Annotated in this window: 23 protein-coding genes and 1 pseudogene; 11 read left to right on the top strand and 13 right to left on the bottom strand. The window is 53.5% G+C overall.

Annotated features, from left to right (window positions below; all coding sequences use genetic code 11):
- Positions 1-55: 55 nt before the first annotated feature.
- Positions 56-571, bottom strand: coding sequence for a molybdopterin-guanine dinucleotide biosynthesis protein MobB (gene mobB, locus JO226_RS13230; protein WP_293592838.1), 516 nt, complete (start codon positions 569-571; stop codon positions 56-58).
- Entirely contained in the window at positions 568-1,152 is a 585-nt protein-coding gene (gene mobA, locus JO226_RS13225; RefSeq protein ID WP_293592836.1) for a molybdenum cofactor guanylyltransferase MobA, read from the bottom strand. The genes mobB and mobA overlap by 4 nt, the downstream gene beginning before the upstream one ends.
- Before the next feature lie 69 nt (positions 1,153-1,221).
- Here mobA and JO226_RS13220 point away from each other — a divergent pair, with 69 nt between their 5' ends.
- The 3 genes from JO226_RS13220 to dsbA all read left to right on the top strand — a co-directional run bounded on the left by JO226_RS13220 (position 1,222) and on the right by dsbA (position 3,204).
- Positions 1,222-1,491 (top strand): YihD family protein, encoded by a 270-nt coding sequence (locus tag JO226_RS13220; protein ID WP_293592834.1) that lies wholly within the window; start codon positions 1,222-1,224, stop codon positions 1,489-1,491.
- Between the two features lie 76 nt (positions 1,492-1,567).
- Entirely contained in the window at positions 1,568-2,554 is a 987-nt protein-coding gene (locus JO226_RS13215; protein WP_293592832.1) for a serine/threonine protein kinase, read from the top strand.
- A 26-nt stretch (positions 2,555-2,580) separates the two neighbouring features.
- Positions 2,581-3,204 carry a thiol:disulfide interchange protein DsbA gene (dsbA, locus tag JO226_RS13210; protein WP_293592830.1) on the top strand — a complete coding sequence of 208 codons (624 nt, stop codon included), beginning with the start codon at positions 2,581-2,583 and terminating at the stop codon, positions 3,202-3,204.
- A gap of 57 nt (positions 3,205-3,261) precedes the next feature.
- Here the strand turns inward: dsbA and JO226_RS13205 are convergent, their stop codons facing one another.
- Positions 3,262-4,167, bottom strand: coding sequence for an acyltransferase (locus tag JO226_RS13205; RefSeq protein ID WP_293592828.1), 906 nt, complete (start codon positions 4,165-4,167; stop codon positions 3,262-3,264).
- A gap of 396 nt (positions 4,168-4,563) precedes the next feature.
- Between JO226_RS13205 and polA the strand changes: the two genes are divergently transcribed.
- Positions 4,564-7,350 (top strand): DNA polymerase I, encoded by a 2,787-nt coding sequence (gene polA / locus JO226_RS13200; RefSeq protein WP_293592826.1) that lies wholly within the window; start codon positions 4,564-4,566, stop codon positions 7,348-7,350.
- 295 nt (positions 7,351-7,645) lie between these two features.
- Here the strand turns inward: polA and yihA are convergent, their stop codons facing one another.
- A complete protein-coding gene (gene yihA, locus JO226_RS13195) occupies positions 7,646-8,272 on the bottom strand; it encodes a ribosome biogenesis GTP-binding protein YihA/YsxC (RefSeq protein ID WP_293592824.1) in 627 nt (208 codons plus the stop codon).
- A gap of 281 nt (positions 8,273-8,553) precedes the next feature.
- Here yihA and JO226_RS13190 point away from each other — a divergent pair.
- The 3 genes and pseudogenes from JO226_RS13190 to hemN all read left to right on the top strand — a co-directional run.
- Positions 8,554-8,644: pseudogene (locus tag JO226_RS13190) on the top strand (hypothetical protein); the annotation flags it as partial.
- Between the two features lie 213 nt (positions 8,645-8,857).
- Complete coding sequence (gene yihI / locus JO226_RS13185) at positions 8,858-9,373, top strand: Der GTPase-activating protein YihI (RefSeq protein WP_293592822.1); 516 nt, start codon at positions 8,858-8,860, stop codon at positions 9,371-9,373.
- A 188-nt stretch (positions 9,374-9,561) separates the two neighbouring features.
- Entirely contained in the window at positions 9,562-10,935 is a 1,374-nt protein-coding gene (gene hemN, locus JO226_RS13180) for an oxygen-independent coproporphyrinogen III oxidase (RefSeq protein WP_293592820.1), read from the top strand.
- On the opposite strand, the gene JO226_RS13175 is transcribed toward hemN, so the two are convergent.
- From JO226_RS13175 to glnA, 8 genes are all read right to left on the bottom strand, one after another.
- Complete coding sequence (locus JO226_RS13175; protein ID WP_293592818.1) at positions 10,921-11,517, bottom strand: TetR/AcrR family transcriptional regulator; 597 nt, start codon at positions 11,515-11,517, stop codon at positions 10,921-10,923. The genes hemN and JO226_RS13175 overlap by 15 nt on opposite strands.
- A gap of 52 nt (positions 11,518-11,569) precedes the next feature.
- Entirely contained in the window at positions 11,570-12,508 is a 939-nt protein-coding gene (locus JO226_RS13170) for a glycyl-radical enzyme activating protein (RefSeq protein WP_293592816.1), read from the bottom strand.
- Between the two features lie 51 nt (positions 12,509-12,559).
- Complete coding sequence (locus JO226_RS13165; protein WP_293592814.1) at positions 12,560-12,817, bottom strand: hypothetical protein; 258 nt, start codon at positions 12,815-12,817, stop codon at positions 12,560-12,562.
- Positions 12,818-15,463 (bottom strand): pyruvate formate lyase family protein, encoded by a 2,646-nt coding sequence (locus JO226_RS13160; RefSeq protein ID WP_293592812.1) that lies wholly within the window; start codon positions 15,461-15,463, stop codon positions 12,818-12,820.
- A gap of 280 nt (positions 15,464-15,743) precedes the next feature.
- Positions 15,744-15,854, bottom strand: a complete 111-nt coding sequence (locus JO226_RS13155; RefSeq protein ID WP_293592810.1) for a YshB family small membrane protein — start codon at positions 15,852-15,854, stop codon at positions 15,744-15,746.
- 112 nt (positions 15,855-15,966) lie between these two features.
- Positions 15,967-17,376, bottom strand: coding sequence for a nitrogen regulation protein NR(I) (glnG, locus tag JO226_RS13150; RefSeq protein WP_293592808.1), 1,410 nt, complete (start codon positions 17,374-17,376; stop codon positions 15,967-15,969).
- Positions 17,377-17,387: 11 nt separating this feature from the next.
- On the bottom strand, positions 17,388-18,437 hold the full coding sequence (gene glnL / locus JO226_RS13145) for a nitrogen regulation protein NR(II) (protein ID WP_293592806.1): 1,050 nt from the start codon (positions 18,435-18,437) through the stop codon (positions 17,388-17,390).
- A gap of 217 nt (positions 18,438-18,654) precedes the next feature.
- Complete coding sequence (gene glnA, locus JO226_RS13140; RefSeq protein ID WP_293592804.1) at positions 18,655-20,064, bottom strand: glutamate--ammonia ligase; 1,410 nt, start codon at positions 20,062-20,064, stop codon at positions 18,655-18,657.
- Positions 20,065-20,441: 377 nt separating this feature from the next.
- On the opposite strand from glnA, the gene typA reads away from it, so the two are divergent.
- The 4 genes from typA (at position 20,442) to JO226_RS13120 (ending at position 25,500) form a co-directional block, all read left to right on the top strand.
- Positions 20,442-22,265 (top strand): ribosome-dependent GTPase TypA, encoded by a 1,824-nt coding sequence (typA, locus tag JO226_RS13135; protein ID WP_293592802.1) that lies wholly within the window; start codon positions 20,442-20,444, stop codon positions 22,263-22,265.
- 173 nt (positions 22,266-22,438) lie between these two features.
- Entirely contained in the window at positions 22,439-23,149 is a 711-nt protein-coding gene (locus JO226_RS13130) for a GntR family transcriptional regulator (RefSeq protein WP_293592800.1), read from the top strand.
- A 7-nt stretch (positions 23,150-23,156) separates the two neighbouring features.
- A complete protein-coding gene (locus tag JO226_RS13125) occupies positions 23,157-24,137 on the top strand; it encodes a TIM barrel protein (protein ID WP_293592798.1) in 981 nt (326 codons plus the stop codon).
- Between the two features lie 97 nt (positions 24,138-24,234).
- Positions 24,235-25,500, top strand: a complete 1,266-nt coding sequence (locus tag JO226_RS13120) for an MFS transporter (RefSeq protein WP_293592796.1) — start codon at positions 24,235-24,237, stop codon at positions 25,498-25,500.
- Between the two features lie 178 nt (positions 25,501-25,678).
- Here JO226_RS13120 and JO226_RS13115 read toward each other — a convergent pair.
- Positions 25,679-26,829 (bottom strand): IS3 family transposase gene (locus JO226_RS13115; RefSeq protein WP_293592794.1). Its coding sequence is split into 2 segments (ribosomal slippage): positions 25,679-26,571 and positions 26,571-26,829, totalling 1,152 coding nucleotides; the frame shifts between segments, so codons are not numbered across the junction.
- Between the last annotated feature and the right edge of the window lie 63 nt (positions 26,830-26,892).

Raw genomic sequence — 26,892 nt, 5'->3', positions numbered from 1 at the left:
ATCCGCAAGGATGGCCTTTTTGCGTTTTGGTCCTTTTACCCCACGAAAGAGAGCATCAGTTCGCATTTTCTGCGGCGATCCACGTTTTAATAAACAACGCGATAGCTTCCGGATTGTTTAAATCCAGTACCGGCACGCTCAACGACAGCGTAATATCGCTGGCTACGGCGATGACGTGCGCATCAAGCGTCAGTTCTTCTATACGATGACCCGTACCCGACCTGAAAAGCAGGATCTTGGGTACGGCTTCGTGCTTAAACCCTTCTACCAGCACCAGATCTAACGTCGATGAATCCAGGCGGCTTACGAGGTAATGCAAATCCAGTCCATTCTCTTCCTGTGTTTCCGTCATCAACGCCCAGCGCTGCGTGCTGGCCACAATAGTTTGTGCGGCACCGGCTTTACGCAGTTCGTAGCTGTCTTTCCCGGGAATATCGACGTCCATATTATGATGGGTGTGTTTGATTAATCCCGGTCGAATACTCTGCGTGCATAACAAGGGGATCAGCGCTTTCAGCAGCGTTGTTTTACCCGTCCCGCTCCAGGCCGCTATAGCTAATAGTGGGATCACGACTTCTCCTGCATATGTTGTAAATCGTCCAGCGTATTCACGTTGATAAATGCGTCGTGGCTGTCGCTAAAATCAACCGGATGCCCACCGACCTTGCGCATAAAGACCATCACGCGGCGTTCGCCTTGCGTAAGATACTCCATCAGCTGCGGCATGATCGTGCGATTCACCAACGCAACGGCCGGGTGATCGCGCTCGCCGTCGTGCGCCCATACCACCGGCGCTGCCCCCTTTTGCTGCCAAAAGCGTTCGGCCAGTGTTGCGGGAATAAACGGGGTATCACAGGGGCAAAACAGAAACCACTCGCCCCTGGCCTGCTGCATGACGGAGAGCATCCCCGCCAGCGGTCCCGGGAAGTCCGCCATGTTGTCCGGATAGACGGCAAACCCGCTCTCCCGGTAGATATCAATATGGCGATTGGCGCTGATGGCGAGGTTTCCTACCTGCTTTTGCAACGCATCGGCGACATGGCGCCAGAGCGGTTTCCCGTTAAGCGGCTGTAATCCTTTATCTTTCCCCCCCATCCGCGTGGCCCGTCCGCCAGCCAGTATCACCCCGGTAATTGCCTGACCCTGATTCACCAATATCGCCTCTTTTATTGTGGGTTTGACCCTGTTAACGTGTGCCTATCAAGCGTAAGGAGCATGACAATGAAATGTAAACGTCTTAACGAAGTGATTGAACTCCTCCAACCAGCCTGGCAGAAAGAGCCAGAGCTGAATCTTATGCAATTTTTGCAGAAACTGGCGAAGGAGTCAGGTTTTGACGGTGAACTGGCCGACCTTTCTGATGATATCCTGATCTACCATCTTAAGATGCGTGATTCCGCGCAAGATGCAGTGATCCCAGGCATTCAGAAAGACTATGAAGAGGATTTCAAAACCGCGCTGCTGCGCGCACGCGGCGTAATTAAAGAGTAAAAGCTTGTAAGAGGCGCAACCGAAGTCGTCGTGAAATGATATCCTGAATCATTCGTAGTAATTTCCGGATGATCGGATGAACGACAAGGCTTTTACTTTCCAGACATTACACCCGGATACCATCATGGATGCGCTGTTTGAGCAGGGGATCCGGGTGGATTCGGGGCTGACCCCGCTTAACAGCTATGAGAACCGCGTCTGGCAATTTCTGGATGAAGACAGACGTCGTTTTGTGGTGAAGTTCTACCGCCCACAACGCTGGTCCGCTGAACAAATCAACGAAGAACATCAGTTTGCCCTTGAGTTGCAGGCGGATGACGTCCCTGTTGCTGCACCCGTGGTGTTCAATGGTCAGACGCTGCTCTCTCATCAGGGCTTCTTTTTCGCGGTATTCCCAAGTGTCGGCGGCCGTCAGTTTGAGCCGGATAATCTCGATCAAATGGAGTGGGTGGGGCGCTACCTTGGCCGCCTGCATCAGACCGGTCGTAAAAAACCATTTAGTGCGCGTCCGGACATTGGGCTGAAAGAGTATCTGCTTGAACCTCGGCAGGTGTTTGAAAACACAGCACTTATCCCATCATCCCTTAAAGGTGAGTTTCTTGCCTCGGTGGATAAACTTATCGACGCGGTGATGGGGTTGTGGCACAACCGTTTTACTTCCCTGCGTCTGCACGGTGACTGCCACGCCGGAAATATCCTGTGGCGCGATGGCCCGCTGTTCGTCGATCTCGACGATGCGCGTAACGGCCCGGCGGTTCAGGATCTGTGGATGTTGCTGCATGGCGATACCGCTGAGCGCCGTATGCAGCTCGATATCATCCTTGAAGCTTATGAAGAGTTCAGCTCCTTCGACACTGCGGAGCTTACCTTCATTGAACCTTTACGCGCCATGCGGATGGTGTATTACCTGGCGTGGTTAATCCGTCGCTGGGATGATCCCGCGTTTCCGGTGAACTTCCCCTGGCTTGCTGAGGAAGATAGCTGGCGCAACCAAATAAAAATGTTTTTAGAACAAGCACGGGTTCTTCAGGAACCTCCGTTACAATTAACGCCAATGTATTAACTGACATTTTCAGGAGAGAATTGACCATGAAGAAAATTTGGCTGGCGCTGGCAGGAATGATCCTGGCATTCAGCGCATCGGCAGCGCAGATCACCGCTGGTAAGGAATATACTGTCCTTGATAAGCCGGTCGCGGGTGAACCGCAGGTGCTTGAATTCTTCTCATTTTACTGCCCGCATTGCTACCAGTTCGAGGAAGTGCTGCATGTTTCCGACACGGTGAGAAAAAAGCTGCCGGAAGGCACCAAAATGATCAAATACCACGTTGAGTTCCTGGGACCGTTGGGTAAAGAGCTGACCCAGGCCTGGGCGGTGGCGACGGCACTGGGCGTGGAAGATCAGATCACGGCGCCGATGTTTGAAGCCGTGCAGAAAACACAAACCGTTCAGACCGTTGCCGATATTCGCCAGGTCTTTGTTAATGCAGGCGTGAAGGGTGAAGACTACGATGCCGCCTGGAACAGCTTTGTGGTGAAATCGCTGGTTGCACAGCAGGAAAAAGCGGCAGCTGACCTGCAGTTGCAGGGCGTGCCGGCCATGTTTGTTAACGGCAAATACCAGCTGAACCCGCAGGGGATGGATACCAGTAGCATGGACATTTTTGTTCAGCAATATGCTGATACCGTGAAGCAACTGGTAGAGATGAAATAATAAAAAACGCCGGTCACTGATCGGCGTTTCCTTTCTGACATCGGCTTTTCAGGCGTGCTATTTCACCGCCGCCCGTCCCGCTTTAATGTCTTCAATCAGCGCGTCTTTATCGCTCCACAGAGCGTTCAGCCACTGTTGAAACCCACGCTTAAAGTTCTTATCGCTGACGTAGTCGCCGTGCAGTTCGTCGTCGATGGGCACCAGATTGATGCGCACCACAATGCGCGTCAGCCTGCCGCTCAGCATGTCATAAAACGGGGTCTCGTCGTTTTCCGGGTAGCACAGCGTGACGTCCAGCATCTTATCGAACTGGGTGCCCAGCACGTTAAGCGCCATCGCAATACCTGCTGCTTTCGGCGGTAGTAGATTTTTAAACGGCGACCGCGTCTGACGCCGCTTCTCTTCGGTAAAACGGGAACCTTCGACAAAGTTCACGATAGTCGTCGGATGCGCGCGAAACTTCTCACAGGAGCGGCGGGTGGTTTCGACATCTTTCCCGCGACGCTCCGGGTGACGGATAAGGTAGCTGCGGGAATAACGGCGCATAAACGGCATATCCAGCGCCCAGCATGCCAGACCGATGAACGGCACCCAGGCAAGTTGCTGTTTCAGGAAGTACTTGTTCATTGGGATGTGCTTACGAAACAGTACGCACAACACCACGATATCTGCCCAGCTGTGATGGTTGCATATCAGCAGATACCAGTTCTTCTTATTAAGCCCTTCCAGCCCTTCAACATCCCATTTTAGCCACGGGTTCAGGCGCAGCAGTATGGCAAGCCCTGCGCACCAGCAGTACATCATCAGATTGCAGAAGACGGAGATTGAACGCCAGACCGCAGGAACGGGCAGCAGCAGTTTAATGATCCCGGCGACAATAATCGGCACCGAACAGATCACGGTGACTAAAATGGTAAGAGCGATACTCAGCAGAAGCGTTATCGCAGCGAGCAATCTCGACATAATCAATTTATTCAGATAGTTAATTGTAAAATGTGCGTGCTTAACGGGCGCAAGGCGCTGATTTTATCAGAAAACGCGTCAAATGACGGGTCATACCAGAATAGAAAAATAGACATTGTGAATATCCACATAGCACAAAATGTCGCCACAAAGGGTTCAGATGATATTGCTGTTTTATAACACAATGAAATATAAGAAAAATGAAATTTGAAAGATCCTTCTGTTATTAGAATTTACTCGTCAGAATAAATCTATACACAAAGTTATCCACAGATGTTTTTTACGAGTGATCCAGAGGATCTGTAAATCTTTTGCCGCAATAATGGTGAAAAATTCATGTTTTACGTCCGTCTGTGGCATTCTTTAACCCTAATCTGATAAACAGGCACGGAAATTATGGTTCAGATCCAAGAAAACCCCCTCATCCTGGTTGATGGCTCCTCTTATCTCTACCGCGCGTATCACGCGTTTCCTCCGCTGACCAACAGCGCTGGGGAACCGACGGGAGCGATGTACGGCGTGTTGAATATGCTGCGCAGCCTCATCCTGCAGTATCAACCTACCCATGCGGCGGTGGTGTTTGATGCGAAGGGGAAAACCTTCCGTGATGAACTGTTTGAACATTACAAATCCCATCGTCCGCCGATGCCGGACGATCTTCGTGCCCAGATAGAACCGCTGCACGCGATGGTCAGGGCGATGGGGCTACCGTTGCTGGCCGTTTCCGGCGTGGAAGCGGACGACGTTATCGGTACGCTGGCGCGTGAAGCGGAAAAAGTCGGCCGCCCGGTGCTCATCAGCACTGGCGATAAAGACATGGCGCAACTGGTGACGCCGGGTATTACCCTGATTAACACTATGACCAACACAGTTCTCGGGCCGGATGAAGTGGTGACCAAATACGGTGTACCGCCGGAACTGATTATTGATTTCCTCGCCCTGATGGGGGATTCCTCGGATAACATCCCAGGCGTGCCTGGCGTCGGTGAGAAAACAGCGCAGGCGTTGTTGCAGGGGCTTGGCGGTCTTGATGCGCTGTATGCGCAGCCGGAGAGAATCGCTGAGCTGAGCTTCCGAGGCGCGAAAACAATGGCCGCGAAGCTTGAGCAAAACAGAGAGGTCGCCTACCTCTCCTACCAGCTCGCCACTATCAAAACCGATGTTGCTCTGGAGCAGAGCTGCGAGCAGCTTGAAGTACAGCCGCCAGCTGCCGACACGCTGGTGGAGCTGTTTAAAAAGTATGAGTTTAAGCGCTGGACGACGGATGTTGAGAGCGGTAAGTGGCTGCAGGCGAAAGGTGGCAAGCCCGCAGCGAAAGCCGTAGCTGCGCCGGTTGCCGAAGAGGACGCTGAAGAGGTGGTTTCTGCGCTGTCGGCGGAGCACTACGTCACCATCCTTGATGAGGAAACGCTGAAAAGCTGGATCGAGACGCTGAAAAAGGCGCCGCTGTTTGCGTTTGATACGGAAACGGACAGCCTCGACAACCACTCCGCCAATATGGTGGGGCTGTCGTTTGCCTGCGAGCCTGGCGTTGCGGCCTATGTGCCCGTGGCGCACGACTATATCGGCGCGCCGGATCAAATTTCCCGCGAGCGGGCGCTGGAGCTGCTAAAACCCCTGCTGGAAGATGAAAAAGCGCTGAAGGTTGGGCAAAACCTGAAGTATGACCGCGGTATCCTGGCGAACTACGGTATTGAGCTGCGCGGGATTGCCTGGGACACCATGCTGGAGTCCTATACGCTTGATAGCGTCGCCGGGCGTCATGATATGGACAGCCTCTCGGAGCGCTGGCTGAAGCATAAAACCATCACCTTCGAAGAAATTGCTGGTAAGGGCAAGAATCAGCTGACCTTCAACCAAATCGATCTGGAACAGGCCGGACGCTATGCGGCGGAAGATGCCGACGTCACCCTGCAGCTGCATCTGAAGATGTGGCCGAAGCTGCAAAAGCATGAAGGTCCGCTCAACGTTTTTCGCAACATCGAAATGCCGCTGGTGCCGGTGCTTTCCCGTATCGAGCGTAACGGCGTAAAAATCGATCCGCTGGTCCTGCAAAAGCACTCGGAGGAGATTACCCTGCGCCTGGCGGAGCTTGAGCAAAAAGCGCATGAGATTGCCGGTGAACCGTTTAACCTCTCATCGACCAAGCAGTTGCAAACTATCCTCTTTGAAAAACAGGGGATTAAGCCGCTGAAGAAAACCCCAGGCGGCGCGCCGTCGACGTCGGAAGAGGTACTTGAAGAGCTGGCGCTGGACTACCCGCTGCCAAAAGTCATTCTGGAGTATCGCGGGCTGGCGAAGCTTAAATCGACTTACACCGATAAGCTGCCGCTGATGATTAACCCGAAAACCGGCCGCGTGCATACCTCCTACCACCAGGCGGTTGCTGCGACGGGGCGTCTGTCCTCAACCGACCCGAACCTGCAAAACATTCCGGTGCGCAATGAAGAAGGGCGCCGTATCCGCCAGGCGTTTATCGCGCCGGAGGACTATCTCATCGTCTCTGCGGATTACTCGCAAATTGAGCTGCGCATCATGGCGCATCTGTCACGCGACGAAGGGTTGCTGAAGGCGTTCGCGGAAGGGAAAGATATCCACCGTGCGACGGCGGCGGAAGTGTTTGGACTGCCGCTGGAAAGCGTTTCCGCAGAACAGCGTCGCAGCGCGAAAGCGATTAACTTCGGCCTGATCTACGGCATGAGCGCGTTTGGTCTCTCCCGACAGCTCAATATTCCGCGCAAAGAGTCGCAGAAATACATGGATCTTTACTTTGAGCGCTACCCTGGCGTGCTGGAGTATATGGAGCGCACCCGGGCGCAGGCGAAAGAGCTCGGGTATGTTGAAACGCTCGAAGGCCGTCGCCTGTATCTGCCGGACATCAAGTCCAGCAATGCGGCGCGTCGCGCTGCGGCAGAGCGCGCGGCGATTAACGCGCCGATGCAGGGTACTGCGGCGGATATCATCAAACGGGCGATGATCGCCGTTGATGCCTGGCTGCTGAAGGAGCAACCGCGTGTGCGGATGATTATGCAGGTACACGATGAACTGGTGTTCGAAGTGCACAAGGATGCGCTGGACGAAGTGTCGAAAAAGATCCATGAACTGATGGAAAGCAGCATGGCGCTTGACGTGCCGCTGCTGGTGGAAGTGGGAAGCGGTGAAAACTGGGATCAAGCGCACTAATTGTACGAAGAACATCGCGCTATTTCGTAACTAAGCAACATAACTTATCGTTTTTTGTGATGGTTATTAGATTTTGCTATGTAAAGAGTGAAAAAAAACTACAAAAAGTACTTTGTGCGTTGAGAAAAAAAGAGTAGAGTTAATCGCGTAGGGTACAGAGGTAAGATGTTCTATCTTTCAGACCTATTACTTCACGTAATCGGATTTGGCTGAATATTTTAGCCGCCCCAGTCAGTAATGACTGGGGCGTTTTTTATTGCGGCAAAAAAAAGCGCGGACTGCGCCGCGCCTGAGATTATGCTTCCGCTTCTTCCTGCGGAGGGATCTCGCTGAACCACGTATCCAGCTTCTCGCGCAGCTTATCCACACCCTGTTTTTTCAGCGACGAAAACGCCTCAACCTGCACATCACCGTTAAACGCAATCGCGGCTTCCCGTACCATATTCAGCTGGGCTTTACGCGCGCCGCTGGCGAGCTTATCGGCTTTAGTCAGCAGAACCAGTACCTGGATATTGCTGTCGACGGCCCATTCAATCATCTGCTGATCGAGGTCCTTAAGCGGATGGCGGATATCCATTAATACCACCAGGCCCTTCAGGCACAGGCGCTTTTCCAGGTACTCGCCCAGCGCGCGCTGCCATTTGCGCTTCATCTCTTCCGGAACTTCCGCGTAACCATAGCCCGGGAGGTCGACAAGGCGTTTGCCGTCGGCGACTTCAAACAGGTTAATGAGCTGCGTGCGGCCTGGGGTTTTGGAGGTGCGGGCCAGGCTTTTCTGGTTAGTCAGCGTGTTCAGCGCGCTGGATTTTCCTGCATTGGAGCGGCCGGCGAATGCCACTTCAATGCCGCTGTCAGCAGGTAAGTGGCGAATATCAGGCGCACTGGTGACAAAATGCGTCTGTTGGTAATTCCAGTTAGTCAAAGGGTCGTCTCCATGAAATCGGATAATGTCAGGGATTATACCTGAACATTGGCAAAAGGCGCCGTCCCACATCGTTTCGTCTGTAAGCAATAACCATGGATTTTGTGAGATATTTGCCATCCGGGCTATGCGAGCTTTCAGAGAAAGAGCAGGCGATATTTTTTGTGATTCAAGCTAAATCAAAGACTTAATTGTGGGCAATATTCTGAATTTGCATTTCTCTATCCCACGATGGGTTGAGAGTTTAGCGTAAAACGGTAAAGTGGCACCCACAGGCGAGGATGCTGGAAGGAACACCAACTCAGGATGAGGGTCAGGAGCGCCAGGAGGCGAAGACACAGGAGTTGCCAGGGAGGCATGCGTCCGGAGACGTTTTGTAGGGAAATGGAGTACGACACGGAATGTTCAGCGCCAAGGGATTACAGGGTGTGTTGTAGGCCACAGGGATTGTCAGACCCATTATGGGTTGTGAGTCAGGAAAAAAGGCGACAGATTGCTCTGTCGCCTTTTTTCTTTGCCTGCTTTCTGCTAGATTCCGCCTCAATTCTATACTGAACTAAAGAAACCACCTTAAGACCCAATATCATGAAAAAACCAACATCCGCACCACGCAGCAAGGCCCCTGGCAAAGCTCGCCGTAAGACGCGTGAAGAGCTGAATCAGGAAGGGCGCGACCGCAAGCGTCAGAAAAAACACCGCGGTCACCAGCCGGGCAGCCGCGCGAACGGCGATGTGGCTGGCGCAGGCAATAAGCAGGGCCAGAAGAAAGATCCGCGTATTGGCAGCAAAACCCCGATTGCTCTGGGCGTCACTGACAGCCCGGTCACCAGGCCGAAAAAACCAAAGAGCGAGAAACCTATGCTTTCACCGCAGGCTGAACTGGAGTTGCTGGAAAATGATGAGCACCTGGATGCGCTGCTGGAACGTTTGGAAGAGGGTGAAGCCCTCAGCGCAGAAGACCAATCCTGGGTTGATGCTAAACTCGACCGTATTGATGAGCTGATGCAGCAGCTTGGTCTTTCTTATGATGATGACGAAGAAGACGAAGAAGAGAATGCGCGTCAGGACGATCTGATGCGACTGCTGAAAGGCGGAAACTAACGTTTGCACTCAGTCGGTTTACCCGTCCTGCTTATAACCCTTCTGGTTATATGTTATCTGGGATGGTTATTCGTTAAACTACGACGGTTGTCGCGGCGTCAAACATGGCTGCGCAACCGGTTAGTGACCCGAAGCGGGGTCACACCGGCACGCCGTCGTCGTTCGCGATACCATCGGAAGGAGTAAGCATGTCTGAGCAGCTAATCGACTGGGATTTGGCCCTAATCCAGAAGTATAACTATTCCGGGCCGCGCTATACCTCATACCCCACCGCGCTGGAGTTTTCGCCAGACTTTGGCGACACGGTGTTCCAGCAGGCAGTCGCACGCTACCCTGAACGACCGCTGTCGTTATATGTCCATATCCCGTTCTGCCACAAGCTGTGCTATTTCTGCGGCTGCAATAAAATCGTCACCCGCCAACAGCACAAGGCCGATCGCTATCTGGATGTGCTGGAACAGGAGATCCTGCACCGTGCGCCGCTGTTTGCTGGTCGTCATGTCAGCCAACTGCACTGGGGCGGCGGTACGCCAACCTACCTGAATAAAGCGCAAATCAGCCGCCTGATGCGGCTGCTGCGTGAGAATTTCCACTTCCGCGAAGATGCGGAGATCTCTATCGAGGTCGACCCGCGCGAAATTGAGCTGGATGTGCTCGATTGCTTGCGTCAGGAAGGGTTTAACCGTTTAAGCATGGGGGTGCAGGACTTCAACAAAGAGGTTCAGCGGCTGGTAAACCGCGAGCAGGATGAAGACTTTATCTTCGCGTTGCTGAATCATGCGCGGGAAATTGGCTTCACCTCGACCAACATCGACCTGATTTACGGCCTGCCGAAGCAAACCCCGGAAAGTTTTGCCTTTACCTTAAGCCGCGTTGCCGAGCTGAACCCGGATCGCCTGAGCGTGTTCAACTATGCGCACCTGCCGACGCTGTTCGCCGCGCAGCGTAAAATCAAAGATGCGGACCTGCCGTCCGCGCAGCAGAAGCTGGATATCTTGCAGGAGACCATTGCCTCTCTGACGCAGGCGGGCTATCAGTTTATCGGGATGGATCACTTCGCCCGTCCGGATGATGAACTGGCGGTCGCGCAACGACAGGGCGTACTGCATCGTAATTTCCAGGGCTACACCACCCAGGGCGACACCGATCTGCTTGGTCTTGGCGTCTCGGCCATCAGCATGATTGGCGACAGCTATGCGCAGAACCAGAAAGAGCTGAAACTGTATTACACGCAGGTGGAGGAAACCGGTAATGCGCTGTGGCGCGGCATTGCGCTTACGCGTGATGACTGTATCCGCCGTGATGTGATTAAGGCGCTTATCTGCAACTTCCGCCTTGATTTTGCGGCAGTGGAAAGCCTGTGGGAGCTTAAGTTCAACGACTACTTTAGCGAAGACCTGCAGCTGCTGGCGCCGCTGGCGAAAGATGGGCTGGTGGACGTGACGGAAACGGCGATTCAGGTGACGGCGAAAGGCCGCCTGCTGATTCGCAATATCTGCATGTGCTTTGATGCATACCTGCGCCAGAAAGCGCGGATGCAGCAGTTCTCACGGGTGATTTAAATCGAGTTCCGCATAACAGGGAAATACGGTACGGAATAATCGACGAATGAGCGTGACGACGTCTTCATCGGAATTCAGCGCCGAGAAATTGTAGATGAGCGAAAAGCTCATCTCCAGAAAGAAAGCGATGTCTTCTTTTGTCGCATGTTCTTTAAACCATTCCTCGAAAATTTTCCGCATGGCCAGGAAGCGCGGCTGCTGGTGTTGGTCGTAAAGTTTTCTGGCTATTTCCGGATGTTCAAGCGCAAGGCCTATCATCACTCTGGCGACAGGGGTGCGGTGGAATTGCCGCATCTCTATTGTGCGGGCAATAAACTGCGTATAGAAATCGTGCCGGCTTCCGGCCTCATATTCCAGGATGGGAAGCGCTTCGCTGGCGTAGTGCAAAAAGGCTTCGCAAAAAATCTCTTCTTTGCCTGGCCACCATTTGTAAATGGTGGTTTTGCTGACGCCAGCCTCACGAGCCAGTTGTTCCACGGAGATTCTGGCAAAACTATTTCCTTGTGCAACCAGCTCCAGCATGGCTGTCAGGATCAATAGTCGTACGCTATCGTCGCGCTTTCGACCTCTTTTTATTTCCACAATGCTTTCCTTACCTTCACGTTAAGGGTGAGTATAAGAAAGCAAGCGTCAATCAGAAAGGGGTATCGCTACCCACGTAGCAACGAATACCCTGCGCCTCGAACAGCGCTTTAATTGTCGACAGCATCCCCTGCGTTAATGACGGTGTCTGGGCAAAATCGTACTGGCGGCTCAGTTGTTCATATTTGGACGATCCCAGGCGATGAAACGGTAATACGTTAACCTCCTGTAGCCCACATTGCGTTAAGAAGCGCGCGGTTTCCTGCATATTCCGCTCATCATCATTAAAACCCGGGATCACCGGAATACGTGGAATAAGGCGAAATTTGTCCTGAAACTGCGCCATCTTGCGGATATTTTCGAGGATCACCGTATTGGATACACCGGTTCCCACTCGATGTTGGGCAGCGTCCATATGCTTGATATCAACGAACACCCAATCGGTATGTTGCAACACCTCCTCATAGTGAGGCCAGGAGGCGTAGCCGGAGGTTTCAATTGCCGTATGGATATAGTTGCGGTGGCACTGTTCGAGAAATCGGGCGGCGAACTTATACTGCGCCATCACTTCGCCGCCGCCGAGCGTGATACCGCCGCCGCTGCCCCAGAAACGCCGATCGCGCTCAATTTTATGCATCAGCGCCGTCTGGGTGTAGTACTTCCCGGCGATACCTAACGCCGAGTCGTAGCAGTATTCCACACAAGTGAGAGCATCGCATGACTGACAGCGGGCGCGATCGAAGACAATGGCGCCGTCAGGTTTTTGCATAATCGCCTGTTCGGGACACTGCGCTACGCAGTTATAGCAACGTTTGCAACTATCCTCGCGAAACATGACCTCCCGGTTTCGGCACTCTCCTTCCGGGTTGCTGCACCAGGTGCAGCGTAGCGGGCAGCCTTTAAAGAATATCAGCGTCCTTCCCCCGGGGCCGTCGTGCACAGAGAACCCCTGGATATCAAAAATCAACGCAACGTCTTCACTTGTTTTCATGGCATGACTCATGTGTGGCTAAGCGGGACCGTTTCCGGCCCCGTCGCAGACTCAGCGCAGTGGCTGGAATTTTGCGCAAGCGCTCAGGGTCGGATAAACCATGTTCTCGCCGCACTGGCCAACAAACTCCGTCCCGGCTTTCACACAGTACTGCTGACAAAATTTGCACTGGCTTTTGCGGGTAAACGCGCTGCAGTCGTTAATCGGCGACTCCAGCAAAATACGCTGTTGCGAATGTTCGCAGGTGCCCTTAAATACATCAAACGGTGCGCATTTCTGGCAGTCGTTGCAGGTATAGTCCATCGACATTTAAATCTCCTCATATTCGGTGCGGGAAATAATTTCGTCCTGAATCGGTTTTGACAGCTCCACCCAGTACTGGGTAAACCCGGCAACGCGCACCATCAGGTCGCGGTAATTGCCTGGATTTTCCTGTGCGTCTTTCAGCATGCGTGAATCGACGATATTGAACTGAATGTGATAACCGCCTTTATCCATGTAGGCACGAATTAACGCCTGGAGTTTTTTCGACCCCTGGACGCCTTTGATCGCCGATGGATGCACTTTGGTATTCAGCTGCGTGTTCATAAAGTCGGAGTGATCGATACAGGTTGCGGAGTTGAACACCGCATACGGGCCGCTGACGTCGGTGCCTGGATACGGCGACTGTGCGCCATCCGCCAGCGTCAGGCCGGTCAGACGGCCATCCGGTGAGGCGACGCAGGCTTGTCCCAGGGGACCATGAGTGGTGACGGACAGCATGCAGGGCACCCACGGGCGGCCAAAAATATCGTTTACTTCTGGTACGATATCGCGGAAATATTCCACAATGTCTTTATAAATATCATCGACATACGGATCGTCGTTACCAAATTTCGGTGAGCTAAGGCATTGGGCGTGGATCCGCGCCCACTGCTGGCTGACGCGTTTTTGGTCGAACATGGAATAGTTGCCGGTTTCGGCCACGCTCTGATAGCCGAAGTTATGCTCCAGCGCTTCTTTCAGTTCGCTTAGGGTGAACTTCCGGTCATCGAAAATATTCTGCTTTATTGAGGCCAGTGAGTTGGTCAGGTTAACCTGGCCTGAGATCCAGGTGGTGAAGCAGCGGTTATACCGGCTGCCGCCGCGGTCGATATCCAGACCGGAATCGATACAATCCGCCATCAGTGCCGAGTAGAAGATAGGGTTATCCACTTCCAGCGTTGATGCTGATTTGATATTGAACATCTCTTCAAACAGCACCACCACTTCGCGGAAATAGTGTTTGAACTGACGCATTACTTGTTCAAAGCTGTCCAGCGGCAGGCCGTAGGACTCGAATACGCGGGTGTTTGTGCGCGGATCAACGCCGTCCCACAGCACCAGTTCGAGAATCTTCGGCATATTGATAAAGCCCACGCCCGTCGAACTGTACGAGCCTGCGCCGACCTCGCCGTTAACCAGCGCGCCGGGCTGGATTTCCAGACAGCCGCCGATGGTCCAGGAGCGCGCATCCTCAAGCGTAATTTTTTCTTCACCGAAGGTTTTCATCAGGTATTCGATGGCAACACGGTTATTCACCCATGCAGGGAAACCGGAGCCGGTTTTGTTGCATTCAATACCTTTGAGGATAAATTTGTCGCTAAGCTTGCTGTCATAGAGCATCGACAGCGTGGGTTGCGGCGTTGAACAGCGTATCGCCGCTTCCATGATAAGCTCTTCCAGCTCGTTTTCCGCTGATGCCCCGTTGGGTTTCAGGCCGCCGATGCCAACGTTGTTAAACGTGCTTCCCGCCAGCAGGCCGATGGTGCCAACGGCCATCGCCAGGTCGATGCCGGTAAACTTAACGCGCATGCATTCGAGGATTTCCAGCGTCTCTTCACGGGTAATACGGCCCGCTTTGATATCTTTCTCCCAGAAAGGATACAGCACCTGACCGATGCGCCCTGGCGAAATCCCGGAGCCCTGAATTTCGTTCAGTACGGCAATATGGCAGGTCCACATCAACTGGCTGGCTTCGAGAAATGTGCGCGGTGGATTATCGACAATCCACGTCAGGCGTTCCGCCATCGCCGTCAGTTCCTGGCGTATCACGGCATCCTGTTCACGCTCCGCCATCCGCAGCGCTTCGTTCGCGTAATGGGTAATCCATGCCTGAACGCCTTCAATCACCAGAATCGTACCTTGCCAAAAAGCGAGACTGTCCGGTGAGCCGCCGGTGTTCTGCGCAATTTTCTGCCGACATTTTTCCAGCATCCCTTTGAAACCAACCTGTAGCGGATACTGGAAGTTGACCACATTGCGGCCATGGCGCACGGAGGTTTCCAGGTCGGAACACATCAGCACCGCTTTTTTCATGTTGAGATACTGTTCGAAGCGTGGGTGCATCGCCGCCCACATAAACGAAGAATCCTCAACGGATTTGTTTTTCCAGTAGCGGCACAGTTCGACGATGACCGGATACTCTTCGCGCCGTACGCCGAAGCGTTTGGAAATAGACAGCACGTTACCGACGCTTTCGGTAACGTTGCCGCCGCCTTCCGCGACGATCGTCACATCTTCCAGACTTTTGGTTGATGCCTTCGCCGATTCGGTTTCCATCTGCTCTTCGCTGTTGAGCGGAAAGCGGTTTGATGTCCACGGCATAATATAAGCGCCGCGAACATAGCGGGTTTTCTGCATGGCCAGCAGCTCGCCGCGGGTGATCATCGGCGTGAGGTGTTCAAAGCCGCATTTCAACGCCATGGAACGGCGTAGCATGGGGTGATGGCCTTCGGCCTCAATCCACTTTTGCGTGTACCAGTAGGTAAACTCGGTATCCAGCGACACTTTTGCTTCATAGTAGTCGTCGAGTAATTTTTTGGCGCGCGCCGAGCCGGTGACTTTAACTTCGCGATCCGTCACGTCTTCTGGCGCTTTACCGTATTGAAAACTGAGGGGGAGAGTTCCCTGATCCTGATGTTCTGCATCCAACATTGCTTTGCTCCTTGTGGTAGGGCGAGCGATTCAACATGTAAAGACGTCGTTCGTGGAGGCAACGGTAGCGCGCGGAAAATAATTAGTAAACGGATCGTTCAGTAATTGGTGCATCGGTTGACCAGACGCAACATTTTCTGAAATTAACAATCTGACTGAAAACTATTTTTATTTCGTTTGTGGGGGAGGATTCGTTATAAAACAGAGAGGAATGTGCGGTAGATGGCTGTGCGAGGGAGGGCACCTTCCCGCAAGGCGTACAGGAAGGCGTGAAGATTTATTAACTCAATAAGCCGACCAGTGCGGCGCACAGCACGGCAGCGACGGCGGTATGCGGCGTGGTGCTATCGACCGCACCGCTTGATACTGCATTCATTAGTGATTCCAGCATGATGACCCCCCAGATCTTTCTGGGCGAAATCATACTGAACGCAAGGGAACAGTAAAGTACAAAATAGCAGCAACTTGCGCTAATCGAGGTGTCTTTACATTCCCCCCTCGATTTACTCCATTCCCAGCTCTTTAAGCTTACGCGTCAGGGTGTTGCGACCCCAACCCAGCAGGCGAGCCGCCTCCTGTTTATGTCCCTGAGTATGGCGCAGAGCCGTCGTTAACAGCGTACGCTCCAGTTCCGGCTGCGCTTCAGAGAGCAGGTTTTGATGACCGGCACGCAGCGCCCGGTCAGCCCACTGCGCCAGCAGCGTGGCCCAACTGTCCGGCAGCACATTGGCCTGGCTGTCGGGCACCGTGCTTTCAAACAGCTCGGCGGGCAGATCCTGAATCAGCACTTCCTGGCCTGCGGCCATCACCGTTAACCAGCGGCAGGTGTTTTCCAATTGACGCACGTTGCCCGGCCATGCGAGGCGCGTAAGCGCCGCTTCGGTTTCCGGATGCAGCAGTTTGGCTTCGACACCCAGCTCGCGGGCGGCGATTTGCAGGAAATGGCGCGCCAGACGGGGAATATCTTCCCGACGCTCGCGCAGCGGCGGCAGATGCACGCGGATCACGTTCAGACGGTGGAACAAGTCTTCACGGAACTTTCCTTCCTGAACCCGCTGCTCCAGGTTCTGGTGCGTCGCCGCGATAATACGCACATCCACTTTCACCGGCGCATAGCCGCCGACGCGGTAAAACTGACCGTCGGCCAGCACGCGCAGCAGGCGTGTCTGAACGTCCAGCGGCATATCGCCAATCTCATCGAGAAACAGCGTACCACCGTCGGCCTGCTCGAAGCGCCCCTGGCGAATGGTGTTCGCCCCGGTAAACGCGCCTTTCTCGTGGCCAAACAGTTCGGATTCAATCAGATCTTTGGGAATGGCCGCCATATTCAGCGCGATAAACGGCGCTTTGGCGCGCGGGCTATGGCGATGCAGTGCGTGGGCGACCAGCTCTTTCCCCGTCCCCGATTCGCCGTTGATCAGCACGCTGATGGACGAGCGCGACAGGCGGCCGATGATACGAAATACGTCCTGCATGGTTGGCGCTTCGCCGATGATATCGGTCGTCGGGCCGTTCACCTGAACGTTGCGCGGTTGCTGCTGTTCCTGATAGTGGCTGATGGCGCGTTCAACCAACGCCACAGCCTCGTCGATATCGAACGGTTTCGGCAGGTAATCAAATGCGCCCTGCTGATAGGCGCTCACCGCCGCGTCGAGATCCGAGTGGGCGGTCATGATGATGACCGGCAGCATCGGATGGCGCTGTTTGATTTGCTTGAGCAGCGCCAGACCGTCCATCCCCGGCATACGGATATCCGACAGCAGTACGTCCGGTGTTTTGCTCGCCAGCGCATCGAGAACCGCGTTACCGTTTTCAAAGGTTGTACAGCTTAAGCCGGCACCGGCGAGGGCGCGCTCAAGCACCCAGCGAATGGAGCTGTCGTCATCAACGATCCAGGCTATCCCTCGTTGCATACATTAACCCTCTATTTCCGAATGGGCAGGTAAACCGAAAACTCGGTATGACCCGGCCAACTGGTAAATTCAATTTTGCCGGAGTGTTGATCGATCAAGCTGCGGGCGATAGACAGCCCCAGCCCGGTGCCGCCTTCGCGTCCGCTGACCATCGGGTAAAACAGCGTATCCTGGAGATGCGGCGGAATACCCGGCCCGTTGTCTTCAACGTCGATACGTGCGGCAAGGCGGTAACGCACGCCGTGCAGCGTAAGCTGGAAGGCGGTACGGGTACGCAGGATGATTTCGCCGCCGTCGGGGCCAAGCGCCTGCAGCGCGTTACGCACGATGTTCAGCAGCACCTGCTCAATCTGATCCGGGTCGTGGGGCAGCTCCGGCAGGCTGGGGTCGTAATCCCGCACCAGGGTGACGTTGGCCGGCAGCTCCATGGAGACCAGTTTGACCACCCGTTCCGCCACTTTGTGAATACTTTCGCTGACGTGCATACCCGGATGCTGCGGGCCGAGAAGTCGGTCGACCAGGTTGCGCAGGCGGTCTGCCTGCTCAATGATCACGTTGGTGTATTCCATCAGCGACGGGTCGGGCAGGGCTTTGCTCAGCAACTGCGCCGCGCCGCGAAGGCCGCCAAGGGGATTTTTAATTTCGTGCGCCAGACCGCGTACCAGATCGCGCGCTGCGACCTGCTGGGCGTGCTGAAGCTGCTCCTGACTCAGGCGACGCTGATTATCCATCGGCGCCATTTCAAGCAGGATCAGGCCGTCAGGCAGGCGCTGTGCGGTAACGGAAAGAATGTGCGAGCGACCATCGATAACCAGCGTGACTTCGTTATCGGTGAAGCCCTGACCGGCGCTCAGGCTTTCATGCATCAGGCCAATATTCAGCGAGAAGTAGCTCAGCAGCTCAGGTAACGGGGAACCGAAGAGTTTCCGCGAGCTTTGCGCCAGCAGCTGCTGGGCGGCCGGGTTGGCGTAATGCACCGCCAGGTCGTCATCAACCAGTAAGATGCTGTTGATTAACGCGTTAAGGATCTGCCCAGCATCGGGCAGCACGCCTGTTGCCATAAAGCAGCCCTCCGGAATGGTATGCACTAATTTAGTGCATTATAGCTTTTTACGAGGAAAAAGCGCGCGAGATCAGATTGTTGCTGGTGAAAAAAACCCATCCGAAGATGGGCTGAAAGTTTCCACGGCAACAAAAAACTCTCTGCATTTTTCCTGCCGCAGCCGGGCCGCGGCAGGAAATTCGCTGAGCATTACTACGTAAACTTAAACGCTGTCGTTAAACGCTATAGTACAGCTCAAACTCTACCGGGTGCGGCGTCATACGTACGCGGTCGTTTTCTTCGACACGCAGGGCGATGTAGGCATCGATCGCTTCATCAGTAAATACGCCGCCTGCTTTCAGGAATTCGCGGTCCAGATCCAGCTCGTGGAGCGCTTCTTCCAGAGAACCTGCAACCTGCGGGATTTCTTTCGCTTCTTCCGGCGGCAGGTCGTACAGGTTTTTGTCCATGGCTTCGCCTGGGTGGATCTTGTTCTTGATACCGTCGAGGCCCGCCATCAGCAGCGCGGCAAAGCACAGGTACGGGTTAGCCGCCGGGTCCGGGAAGCGTACTTCGATACGGCGCGCTTTCGGGCTTGCAACCACCGGAATACGGATGGAGGCAGAACGGTTACGGGCAGAGTAAGCCAGCATGACCGGCGCTTCGTAACCCGGGACCAGACGCTTGTAGGAGTTGGTGGTCGGGTTTGCCAGGGCGTTGATGGCTTTCGCGTGTTTGATTACGCCGCCGATGTAGTACAGCGCCATTTCAGACAGACCCGCGTATTTGTCGCCGGAGAACAGGTTGGCGCCATTCTTGGCCAGAGACATGTGGCAGTGCATACCGGAGCCGTTGTCGCCAAACATCGGTTTCGGCATGAAGGTTGCGGTTTTGCCGAAGCGGTGTGCAACGTTGTGAACCACATATTTGTAGATCTGAATTTCGTCAGCTTTCTTGGTCATGGTGTTGAAGCGGGTAGCCACTTCGTTCTGACCTGCCGTTGCCACTTCGTGGTGGTGAGCTTCAACAACCAGGCCCATCTCTTCCATGACCAGACACATGGTAGAGCGCAGATCCTGAGCGGAGTCTACCGGCGGAACCGGGAAGTAACCGCCTTTCACTGCCGGACGGTGACCTTTGTTACCACCTTCGTATTTGGTGGAGGTGTTCCATGCGCCTTCGATATCGTCGATAGCCACATGAGAACCGGAGATGGAGCTGCCGAAGCGAACGTCGTCAAACAGGAAGAATTCCGGCTCTGGCCCGAACAGCACGGTGTCCGCGATGCCGGTTGCGCGCAGGTACTCTTCAGCGCGTTTAGCGATGGAGCGCGGGTCACGGTCATAGCCCTGCAGCGTGCCGGGTTCCAGGATATCGCAACGGATGATCAGGGTCGGTTCTTCGAAGAACGGATCCAGCACCGCTGTTGTCGGGTCCGGCATCAGAACCATGTCGGACTCGTTGATACCTTTCCAGCCGCCAATCGAGGAGCCGTCAAACATTTTGCCTTCTTCAAAGAATTCGGCATTTACCTGATGAGCAGGGATAGTGACGTGCTGTTCTTTACCTTTAGTATCGGTGAAGCGCAGATCGACAAACTTCACTTCATGCTCGTTCAGCATCGTCAAAACGTGTTCAGCGGACATACTTAAACTCTCCGAATTGGTCATTGTCGTCGTGGTAACGAAAACATCTTGCTACGTAAAAGTGGCGTTGTTGCCCTGAAAAAGATAAAGCGAAATCTGTGCCAACTTTTAAATTCACCTAAAAAGGCGTTATCATGCGCGCCATAGTGCAAAAGGTGTGCCCCATGATGGATATAATGCACCAAAACAGTGCTTCAATGTGAACATTGAGCACTGTTTTGGTGCAATTTGCGTTATGGCACTCTTTTTCTCTCCGTGAAAGCGATCACAGAGCAACTCTGCAAGACTTGTTTGCGGGGGATGTTTGTGATCCTGTTTTGTAGTGCGATTAATCCGTGTACAATAACGCGCTATTTCTAAATGCCTGAGGCAAAGTTGTGATCGAAAATCTGCGTAATATCGCCATCATCGCGCACGTAGACCATGGTAAAACGACCCTGGTTGACAAGCTGTTACAGCAATCCGGTACGTTCGATGCTCGTACTGAAGCACAAGAACGCGTGATGGACTCCAACGATTTGGAGAAAGAGCGTGGGATTACTATCCTCGCTAAGAACACCGCTATCAAATGGAATGACTACCGTATCAACATCGTTGATACCCCAGGGCATGCCGACTTCGGTGGTGAAGTTGAACGTGTAATGTCTATGGTCGATTCCGTGCTGCTGGTCGTTGACGCAATGGATGGCCCAATGCCGCAGACGCGCTTCGTGACCAAAAAAGCCTTTGCTCATGGCCTGAAGCCAATTGTTGTTATCAACAAAGTTGACCGTCCTGGCGCGCGTCCTGACTGGGTTGTCGACCAGGTATTCGACCTGTTCGTTAACCTCGACGCGACCGACGAGCAGCTGGACTTCCCAATCGTTTACGCGTCGGCGCTGAACGGTATCGCCGGTCTGGATCACGAAGACATGGCGGAAGACATGACTCCGCTGTATCAGGCGATCGTCGATCGCGTACCGGCACCGAGCGTTGACCTGGACGGCCCGTTCCAGATGCAAATCTCCCAGCTGGACTACAACAACTACGTTGGCGTTATCGGCATCGGTCGCATCAAGCGCGGTAAAGTGAAGCCGAACCAGCAGGTGACTATCGTTGATAGCGAAGGCAAAACCCGTAACGGTAAAGTCGGTAAGGTTCTGACCCACCTGGGTCTGGAGCGTATCGAGAGCGACGTCGCGGAAGCTGGCGATATCATCGCGATTACCGGTCTGGGCGAGCTGAACATCTCTGACACCATCTGCGATACGCAGAATGTTGAAGCGCTGCCAGCGCTGTCTGTTGATGAGCCGACCGTATCCATGTTCTTCTGCGTTAACACCTCTCCGTTCTGTGGTAAAGAAGGTAAGTACGTTACCTCCCGTCAGATCCTTGACCGCCTGAACAAAGAGCTGGTGCACAACGTGGCGCTGCGCGTTGAAGAAACGCCGGATGCCGACGCATTCCGCGTTTCTGGCCGTGGTGAGCTGCACCTGTCTGTTCTTATCGAGAACATGCGCCGTGAAGGTTTCGAAATGGCGGTTTCCCGTCCGAAAGTTATCTTCCGCGAAATCGACGGCCGTAAACAAGAGCCGTTCGAAAACGTCACGCTGGACGTTGAAGAGCAGCACCAGGGGTCTGTCATGCAGGCGCTGGGCGAGCGTAAAGGCGACCTGAAAAACATGAATCCGGACGGCAAAGGCCGCGTACGTCTCGACTACGTGATTCCAAGCCGTGGTTTGATCGGCTTCCGTTCCGAGTTCATGACCATGACTTCCGGTACCGGTCTGCTGTACTCCACCTTCAGCCACTACGACGATATTCGTGCGGGTGATGTTGGCCAGCGTCAGAACGGCGTACTGATCTCCAACGGTCAGGGTAAAGCGGTCGCGTTCGCCCTGTTCAGCCTGCAGGATCGCGGTAAGCTGTTCCTGGGCCACGGTGCTGAAGTTTACGAAGGCCAGATCATCGGTATTCACAGCCGTTCTAACGACCTGACTGTAAACTGCCTGACCGGTAAGAAACTGACCAACATGCGTGCGTCCGGTACGGACGAAGCAACGGTTCTGGTTCCGCCGGTTAAGATGACCCTCGAGCAGGCGCTGGAGTTCATCGATGACGACGAACTGGTAGAAGTCACCCCGACCTCTATCCGTATTCGTAAACGTCATCTGACCGAGAACGATCGTAAACGCGCTATGCGTGGTGCTAAAGAAGAGTAATTTACACGTCTTCGAACCGAAACCCTGCCTCACGAGGTAGGGTTTTTTTTTGCTCTTTCCCTCCTCTAAGAGAGCTTTGTCACATTTATTCCCAAAGCCTGAGTCAGGCATTGCTTTCCATTTTGGCCGCAGAGTAAGATAAATCATCTGGTTTAAACCAAATGGGTTAAACGATGGAAAAGAACCAATCGACCGTTGAGAACGCAAAAGAAAAATTAGACCGTTGGTTAGAAGAGGGGATCACCGCGGCAGGCGGTAAGCTCCCGTCGGAAAGAGAGCTGGGCGAACTGCTGGGCATTAAGCGTATGACCCTCCGCCAGGCGCTGTTGAACCTGGAATCCGAATCCAAAATCTTCCGTAAGGATCGTAAAGGGTGGTTTGTCACCCAGCCGCGTTTTAACTATAGCCCTGAGCTCTCCGCAAGCTTCCAGCGCGCCGCGATGGAACAGGGACGTGAGCCTTCCTGGGGTTTTATTGAAAAAAGCCGCGTAGCGCAATTTCCGAAAGCCGCAGAGCCCCTGCTCGACATGGCGCCGTCGGATGCGCTCTATCGCATTACCGGCTGGGGTGCGCTGGAAGGACACAAAGTTTTTTATCACGAGACGTTTATTAACCCCTGCGTTGCCCCCGGTTTTATCGAACAGCTTGAAAACCAGTCGTTCTCCAGCGTGTGGGAGCATGCGTTTAACAAAGATGTGGTAATTAAAAAACTTGCCTTTAAGCCAGTGAGAATGTCAGGAGACATCAGTAAATTTATTGGTGGCTCATCAGGTATGCCAGCCATTCTGATAGAGAAACATCGTGCGGATAGCCATGGCAATATCGTACAAATAGACATTGAATATTGGCGCTTTGAGGCCGTCGATCTCTTTATTAACTTGTAGGTACGTTATGGTCACGAAAGAAAATGCGCAGAAAATACTTTCTCGCGTCGATAACCTTCCGCTGTATTTGCACGCGTATGCGTATCATCTGAATATGCGCCTCGAACGTATATTACCCGGTGATTTATTAGATATTGCCTATGAAAACCAGCTTCGCGGCGTAAAAGTACATGTACTTGATGGTGAACGTTATTCGCTGGGGAATATGAATGACGATGCGCTGGCGGCTTTTGCGGATAAAGCGCGCCGTTTATCTCTGGATGTACACATTGAAACCAGCGCGTCGGATAAAGACACCCTCGATCAGGCGGTACGGATTGCTTTAAAAACAGGCGCCTCCTCCGTTAGGTTCTATCCGCGTTATGAAGGGCATCTGCAGGAGGTAATGGCGAAAATCGCCCAGGACATCCGCTATCTTAAAGCGCAGTATCAGAACAGCGGTCTGACCTTTACCATGGAGCAGCACGAAGATCTGCAAAGTCATGAGCTGGTGGCGCTGATTGAGCAAAGCGATATGCCGGAGCTGTCTTTGCTGTTTGATTTCGCCAATATGATTAATGCCAACGAACAACCGCAGGCTGCGCTGGAAACGATGTCGCCCTGCATTACTCAGGTACATATCAAAGACGCGCTGATTGTGCAGGATAATGGCGGACTGGGCCATAAAGCCTGCGTTTCCGGGCAGGGCGATATGCCGTTTAAAGCGCTGCTGACGTCGCTTATCTGTTTAGGGGATGACAAACCGCAGGTTGTGGCATATGGCCTGGAAGAAGAGGTTGATTATTATGCGCCGGCGTTTCGCTTTGACAATGAAGGCGATAACCCCTGGATCCCATGGCGACAGGTGAGCGAAACACCGTTACCGGAAGCATCGCTGCTTGACGCTCGTCTGCAACAGGAAAAACAGGATGCAGTGCGGCAAATACATTTTGTCCGTGATGTCCTCCAGCAAATAAAATCCGAGGCAAACCATATTTTAAATCGCTAATACCCATATTCTTATTCTAATAAATCCATTCACTGTGAATGGCCAGGATTCTGTTGCCTTTTAAAAGACAATGGCGCTTACGCCATTAGGGGATACTATGCTCAAAAAAAATAAATGGGCGCTCTTTAGTTTATTAACGCTGTGCGGCGGCACCATTTATAAACTGCCCTCACTGAAAGACGCTTTTTATATACCGATGCAGGAATACTTCCATTTGACCAATGGTCAGATTGGCAATGCCATGTCGGTAAACTCCTTTGTCACTACCATTGGCTTTTTTCTGTCGATTTATTTTGCCGACAAACTGCCGCGCAGATATACGATGTCGGTCTCGCTGATCGCCACCGGGCTGTTAGGCATCTACTTAACCACCATGCCGGGATACTGGGGGATCCTCTTTGTCTGGGCGCTGTTTGGCGTGACCTGCGACATGTTGAACTGGCCTATCCTGTTAAAGTCCGTGAGCCGTCTTGGCAGCAGCGAGCAGCAGGGGCGCCTGTTTGGTTTTTTTGAAACGGGCCGCGGCATTGTCGATACCATTGTGGCGTTTTCCGCACTCGCCATCTTCGCCTGGTTCGGCAGCGGGCTGTTAGGGTTTAAAGCCGGTATCTGGTTTTACTCGGCGATCGTCATTTGCGTAGGTATCATTATTTTCTTTGTGATGAAAGAGACTGATGCCCCAGAGGCGGCGGATGCCAGCGAAAAACGCGACGCGCAAAGCAATACCAGCATGACATCGGTACTGAGGGATAAAACCATTTGGCTCATCGCGTTTAACGTCTTCTTTGTCTATGCGGTGTACTGTGGATTAACCTTCTTTATCCCTTTCCTGAATAATATCTACCTGCTGCCGGTCGCGCTGGTGGGGGCATACGGCATCATTAACCAGTACTGCCTGAAGATGATCGGCGGGCCGATTGGCGGGCTGATATCGGACAAGATCCTGAAATCCCCGAGTAAGTACCTCTGCTACACCTTTATGGTCAGTTTTATCGCGCTGCTGGTGCTTATTGTTCTCCCTCACGAAAGTATGCCGGTCTATCTGGGGATGGCGTGTACGCTAGGGTTTGGGGCCATTGTGTTTACCCAACGCGCTGTATTCTTTGCGCCGATTGGTGAAGCGAAAATCTCGGAAAACCATACCGGTGCGGCAATGGCGCTGGGCAGCTTTATCGGCTACGCGCCAGCGATGTTCTGCTTTAGCCTGTACGGTTACATTCTGGATTTGAACCCGGGCTTGCTCGGCTACAAGATTGTCTTTGGCATCATGGCCTGCTTCGCATTTTGCGGCGCCATCGTGTCGGTGCTGCTCGTTAAACGTATCAGTCAGACCAAAAAGGTTCTGCAGACCGCCGCAGCCTGATACCTCAGCCTGAAACTATCACCGCTGAAATGTCACCCAAACGTCAGGGAACATTTCAGCGGTTTTTTTGGTGCAAATCGCAGCATTATTCACGGACGAACAGCCTCCTTCATCACTCAATGTACATCTGCGGGAAGGGAAAATTGAATGATCCTACCCACATAATGTGGACACGGTGCTAAGCGAGGTTCTGGTTTTCAAATTGTTCCGGGCTGAGTCCGCCACAGGCACTGTGTCGGCGCCACCGATTGTAATCGCACTCAATATAATTGAACACCGTCGTTCGCATCGATTCCCGGCTGATAAAGCACTCTCCGTGAATACATTCCACCTTCAGCGAGTGGAAGAAGCTCTCCGCGCAGGCATTATCGTAACAGCAACCCTTCGCACTCATACTCCCGTGCAACTTATGCCGCTTCAGTAATGCCTGATAGTCCGCTGAACAGTATTGTCCGCCGCGGTCGCTGTGAACGATGACATTTTCCGGGCGCTTACGCCGCCACAGTGCCATCTGTAACGCATCACTCGCAAGTTGTGCCGTCATTCGCGACGACATCGACCAGCCGATGACGGCACGGGACCACAGGTCAATGACCACAGCCAGATACAGCCAGCCCTCATCCGTACGTAAGTACGTGATGTCGCTTGCCCATTTCTGGTTCGGTCCACTGGCGTAAAAATCCTGCTTCAGCAGGTTCTCTGATACCGGCAGACTGTGCTCACGGTAGCTGACTGGCCTGAACTTCCGGGCAGCCTTCGCGCGAAGCCCCTGACGACGCAGGCTGGCGGCAATAGTTTTGATGTTGTATTCCGGAAGTTCATCCGCCAGTCGTGGTGCACCATACCGCTGTTTTGCGTCACTGAACGCCTGCCGGACAGCGGCATCACAGGCCAGACGGAACTGCTGCCGTCGGTTAATCTGATGCCGGCGCAGACACCATGCATACCAGCCACTGCGGGCCACGCGCAGCACACGACACATGACTTTGATGCTGAACTCTGCCCGATGATTTTCGATAAAGACATACTTCATTTCAGGCGCTTCGCGAAGTATGTCGCGGCCTTTTGGAGAATGGCCAGCTCCTCGGCCTGCTCCGCCAACTGACGCTTAAGGCGGGCAATTTCAACGGATTGCTGCTGTTCCCGCTCAGAGCCGGACAGGGCCTGCTGCTGTTTTTTGCGCCAGGCATAGAGTTGCGATTCGTACAGGCTGAGTTCACGGGCAGCGGCGGCCACGCCAATGCGTTCAGCGAGTTTAAGGGCTTCCTGGCGGAATTCAGGCGAGTGCTGCTTGCGGGGCTTGTTGCTGGTTGTGGCTGATTTGGTCATGAGTCACCTCTGGTTGAGAGTTTACTCACTTAGTCCCGTGTCCACTATTCACGGGTAGGATCA

The organism is Pluralibacter sp., from assembly GCF_019237635.1.
Lineage (GTDB): Bacteria > Pseudomonadota > Gammaproteobacteria > Enterobacterales > Enterobacteriaceae > Enterobacter_B.
The sequence above is the reverse complement of the archived record's forward strand: the minus strand, read 5'-3'. Positions and strand labels throughout refer to the sequence as shown.